This window comes from Candidatus Limimorpha sp. (genome assembly GCF_056203535.1).
Window position 1 is genome coordinate 1 of the sequence record NZ_JBADWU010000067.1, and the last position, 5,134, is coordinate 5,134.

At 42.3% G+C, this 5,134-nt stretch carries 5 protein-coding genes; 1 reads left to right on the forward strand and 4 read right to left on the reverse strand.

Translation table 11 applies throughout. The features are described 5' to 3' along the window. Positions 1-379 precede the first annotated feature (379 nt). The 3 genes from AC06MN_RS08045 to AC06MN_RS08055 form a co-directional block, all read right to left on the reverse strand. Entirely contained in the window at positions 380-661 is a 282-nt protein-coding gene (locus AC06MN_RS08045) for a hypothetical protein (protein WP_475671848.1), read from the reverse strand. A 47-nt stretch (positions 662-708) separates the two neighbouring features. Then, positions 709-1,662 (reverse strand): OmpA family protein, encoded by a 954-nt coding sequence (locus tag AC06MN_RS08050; RefSeq protein ID WP_475671849.1) that lies wholly within the window; start codon positions 1,660-1,662, stop codon positions 709-711. A 93-nt stretch (positions 1,663-1,755) separates the two neighbouring features. Further along, a complete protein-coding gene (locus tag AC06MN_RS08055) occupies positions 1,756-2,118 on the reverse strand; it encodes a hypothetical protein (RefSeq protein ID WP_475671850.1) in 363 nt (120 codons plus the stop codon). A 543-nt stretch (positions 2,119-2,661) separates the two neighbouring features. Here AC06MN_RS08055 and AC06MN_RS08060 point away from each other — a divergent pair. Then, positions 2,662-3,345, forward strand: coding sequence for a four helix bundle suffix domain-containing protein (locus AC06MN_RS08060; protein WP_475671851.1), 684 nt, complete (start codon positions 2,662-2,664; stop codon positions 3,343-3,345). A 167-nt stretch (positions 3,346-3,512) separates the two neighbouring features. Here the strand turns inward: AC06MN_RS08060 and AC06MN_RS08065 are convergent, their stop codons facing one another. Next, positions 3,513-4,916 carry a serine/threonine protein kinase gene (locus AC06MN_RS08065; RefSeq protein WP_475671852.1) on the reverse strand — a complete coding sequence of 468 codons (1,404 nt, stop codon included), beginning with the start codon at positions 4,914-4,916 and terminating at the stop codon, positions 3,513-3,515. Positions 4,917-5,134: the final 218 nt, after the last annotated feature.

Consider the following 5,134-nt stretch of genomic DNA (forward strand, 5'->3'; position numbering starts at 1 on the left):
ATTGCCTCAAGACGCATCGTGGGGTAAGGGGATTTTGTGCAACGGAAACACCTAAATGCCATTCCCTACGGCCTGAAGGCATCTTCCCGGCCTGCTACTTTGGAACTCATTACTCTTGCAGATCGGTTGCGGATTTAAGGGTAGAATATGATTCAAATTGAGTTACAGGTCTCTCGATTCCATCATCAACCTTCAAAACCATAATATTCTTGTCCGGAGTAAGCCATTGAATCCAGTTTTGCGATGCATTTCCACCCCAATCAACAGTTACCTTTCCACTCAAATCGCCAAACTCGTGATACGGTTTTACTGAAAGGAATACTTTCTTTTTGTCCGATGAGCGTTGGCTGTCTTTCCCCAAAATCTCATAAACGCCAACCTATCGCGAAAACTTGCCGTCAGCAATAAAAGCCACCACAAATTTAGCTTTCAGCAATTGGTTTGCCCTATCAATGGATTGTTCACGCACATAATCACAAAACAAACCATCATCTTGATGATCAAGGAATAAGTCAAAAAGATTCTTATCCTTGTGTGAATATCCGTCAATAGTAATCGGAATGTTTTTTAGACGCATGATACGGACTTGTCCTTTTTCAAGAGCAGCATCGAACAAAGTGTTGCGCCGTTTCAATAAATCTTGAATATTAGGGCTTTGCATATCAAAATGTTTTTGAACAAGTATGTTTTGTCAATAGCGAATCATCATTATTCCACCACAATAATCTGTGTTCTGCGGTTCACGTCGCGGTTGTTCGGGTCGAGCGGTTCGGAGCTGCCCTTGCCTTCGTATTGCAGACGGTCGGCGGCTACGCCTCTCGAAATCAGGAAATCGACAACGGCCTTGGCTCTGTTTTCAGAAAGCTTCTGGTTGAATTTGGCATCGCCTTCATCGGAAGTGTGGCCGACAATCTTCAAATTGACTTGCGGCTGCTTCTCAAGAATCTTAACCAAATCATGCAAGACAAATTTGGCATCGTCATTCAAATCGGCTTTGCCGACAGCAAATTGAGCAGCATTGAAATTCTTCTCGATTTCCTCAATCTGCTCAAGATAGACTGTCACAGTATCGTGAACAGTAACGGTTTCCGTCACAATCTTTTCAACTTCGATCACTTCCAGCTCCTTGTTGCAGCTGCGCATCAACATAAGAATCAAAACAATGATAATGACAGCGGCCAGGACGAGCCACAGCCACCATTTTGAATTATTCTTTTCAGGAACTGGCGGAACATAACCATTGAGATATTCGAGCGTGAAACCGCCTTGTTCGAAAGGTTTGCTGGGCTTAAAATCTGCAACTTCAACGTCATATTGCTTTGCCCAGCTGACGATTTTTTCAAAATCCTCTTTCGACCAGTTGTTGTTCACTGCAACCGAAGAACCATCTTGAAGCTTCAGCACTTCATCAGACTTTATAAAAAAATTGGATTCATAATTGCTTCTGTCGCCACCTGTCTTTTTCACGAAAGAGTCCACTTCCTTTGCTTCAACGAACATAGCAGGTTCAAACCCCTTTATTTTCCAATGGTTCAGACTATCTGGAAACGCTTTTCTCAAATCCGATAAGGTAGCATGTGGATACATTACTAAATAGGCATTAATGATGCCCAATACGGTGCGGTTTTGAGCCTTACCGTAAACTCTTACTTTACTTGCCATTGTTTGTGATGTTTAATTGTTTGTTGTTGATTTGTTGAATTGAATTTGTGATGAAAATGAGGTTTTGGGACTTTGCACGCAACGTCTCAAAAACTAATATTCGCCGCGCGCCGCCTGACCGATGGTGATGCCATTCGGAACGCATGATTCGCCTTTCTTATCCTTAATCTGAACCTTCACGCCAAAATTGGTTTCAAACATTTTTTCTGCCTCGCCCACTTTGGTGCTGCCCTTGATTTTCATGCCATCGGCATTGGTTTTCACTACCTTTGTCGTTTTTTCGTTCAATTGATGCAAGGTCAAGTCGCCATCGGCGATTACGGAGCCTTTGTAAAACACCAAGCTTAAATCGAAAGCCTCCATGAAATCTTTCGATAAGGTTTTCAGTTTCTTTTGCGGTGCGACGGTAAATTCCGCCTTGTTGAATTTGTCTTTCAGACTGTTAATGATTCCCATAGTAAAAATCTGTTTTTTCTTTCGCCTACTCTTTACAGGTTTTTCGGCATACACCTTATTATTATTTCAAAAAACACTTCGCACATCCTTTCCAATCCGCTTGCAAAAAAACACGCATTTCCGTTACCTTGCAAAGTCCTTGTTGGTCCTTTTGCTTCCGCCACGCACAACAATAAAAAAAGCGTGATACTTTTGCATCCGCTTGTCGAGGTGTTTGGCCATACCTTAAGAGACAGAAGACAAAAGTTCACGCTATGCGTGAACTTTTAGTTTCTTTCCAGTCTCTCGTCCTAAAGCGGCCAAACTTCCGACAAGGTAGAATAAACTAAATATTCATCGTGTTTATGTATTTATCAGATTTTCATTCGTGCCTCAGGCACTTTTCATATCATAGGCGTTCTATCGTTAATTATCAGGCCACAAAAATAAGGAAGTTTTGAAGATTTCAAAAGAAAAAGTTGAGAAAAGAGTGAGAGGAAACAAACAAAAAAACAAGCTGATTATATTAAAAAAGCTATTTTTGTAAATTCAAACTAAGAAACAATGGCAGACAAAAAAAATGGCAATGGCTTTTTGAAAGGGCAACCTTTGTGGGAAAATCTGTATTTTTACCAGAAGGCTAAAAGCCTATATGCCATTACTTTCTATTTCGCAAACAAATACCTGAAACGCGGAGATCGCACTGTTGACCAAATGATACAAGCTGCACGTTCAGGCAAGCAAAACATTGTGGAAGGTTCCGAAGACGGCGTCACTTCCGCCGAAATGGAGATCAAACTGCTCAATGTAGCACGCGCCAGCATCGGCGAACTACAAGAAGACTATAAGGATTACCTTTCTGTAAGGCATCTCCAAATCTGGAAAAAACAGCATCCAAGATACGACAAAATGTTGGATTACTGTAAGTTTCACAACCAACCAGAAGACTACGAGCCCTATCTGGAAAAATGGAACGATGAAGAAATCTGCAACATTGCCATCACACTCACCCACATGGTAGACAAAATGATGACAAGTTACCAACAGAAACTTGAAAATGAATTCATCAGCCAAGGTGGCATTCGTGAAAGGATGACAGCCGCTCGTCTCGCCCATCGCACCGACCAAAAACAAATCATCGAACAGCAGGAAAGGAAAATCATGGAATTGGAAGAAACAATCTGCCAATTGAAAGAGACCATTCAAGACTTACAAAATCAACTGAATGAAAGAAACAAGGAAGGGTAAAATTTCAATAAATATTGATAGTAAGTCTAGAAAAGCCTAGAAAATCTAGAATTTCCAGACCTTCTATTTTATATCTCAAGGAACATCAATTCAGCAAATTTACAGAATTTCAGAAGCAAAACCTATTATCAACATTTTGCACAGTCCTTGTTGTGATGAATTAAGTCTTACTTATACCAATTATTGTTTACATCTTCTATGATTTTTCCCATTTCAGCACTGATCTTTCTGCACGTCTCATCGTCAATCAGTCCATTCTGATACTCTTCCATATACGACTTGCAGTTCTTTTCAGCCAATCGGTTCAACTGATTGACTTTGTCTGTATTCATCAACAGAAACTGATTGGTAAATTGTTGGTATTCAAGCGTATTCTGCGTATAATGCGCTGCCATTTTGTCGCGTAGTTTCGATGCCAGCATATTTGCTTCGTGTGCCTTTGCTGAAACAATTTCCCTATACTCCTTCCCTTTTTCAGCCATTGCGAAATAGGGTTTGTAAAGACTATCCAAAGCCTTTTCCGCCTTGGCAATATAGGCTTGCTGTTCCGAAGTGAAGCCCTGCACCTGCTTCTCAACGACAATGGTCTGCGGATTTGCCAGAAGTTCCGTTATCGAATCCCTATAGACATTGTTCCGCTCGACTTCAGCGGCATACAACTGGACAACACTATCCAGAACATGCTGTCGTTCATCCAAATAGGATTGTTGCTCGGCAGTAAAGCCTTCCGCCTGTCTTTCAACCACCACGATATCATTCGGGCGCGACAAAGCCCAAGCCAGCGAACCGACAGCAAGGCAAGCACAAAGCAATAGCGGCAATGTGCGTGCCCTTTCCTGACGACGTGCGAAAGCCTTTCGCAAAGCCTCGGCGTTTTTCCAACGCTTTTCGCGGTCTTCCTGCAAACACTTCGCGGCAATGCTTTTGTAACGGTTTGGAAAAATCATCTGCAGCAGCTTGCCGAAAGCGTAAACGTCGGCCCGGCCATCAATTTTCACCTCCGATTGCATCTGTTCGGGCGCAGCATATTTCGGCGTGCCTGCCGGTTGCTTCAGGATAGCGAAGCTGTCGGCATCAGAAAGACCGAAATCTATGATTTTCAAATTATTGCCATTGCGCGTCACAAACACATTGCTTGGTTTCAGATCGCGATGGACAATTTGCTTGGCATGATAATAGCACATTGCGTCAAGGAACTGATTCACAATGCGTTTCCTAACCTGCACATCGGGATTGGTGGCCAGAAAAGCATCCAATGACAAACCATCGACATATTCCATCACGATGCAAGGGCCGATTTTCGCGTCGTTTTCCTTGTCGTAAACCCTGACGATGTTCGGATGTTCGAGTTGTGCCGTCAGGTCGTACTCCTTTTTCAGCAGTTCGACATAGATTTTCTGATTGACAAATTCTGGCTTTAAGCCTTTCTTGATGAACCATTTGCCATGTTGTTTCACCTTATAGATGCTGTTGAAACCGCGACAAGTGATTTCGGTGTACGACGATAGCGATTCCTCGTGCGAAATGAATTCATTCTGAACGATGCCTGATGTTGATGTGCTGTCTTCCATTGCAAATATTTTCCTGCAAAAGTAAAAAAATCATCCGTGCAAATCCGAAAAACCCATGTTCTTCCAAAAGAACCAACAAGAACCACTTTAAGTTTGCAGCGTGAATTCGTACAAGGTTATTTCCTACCTTTGTTGCATGAAGGAGGGACTAACTTCCAGAGGACAATCCATTAGAACCACAAGGCCAAGAGCCTATAATTCGTTTGGGATCCTCTGGA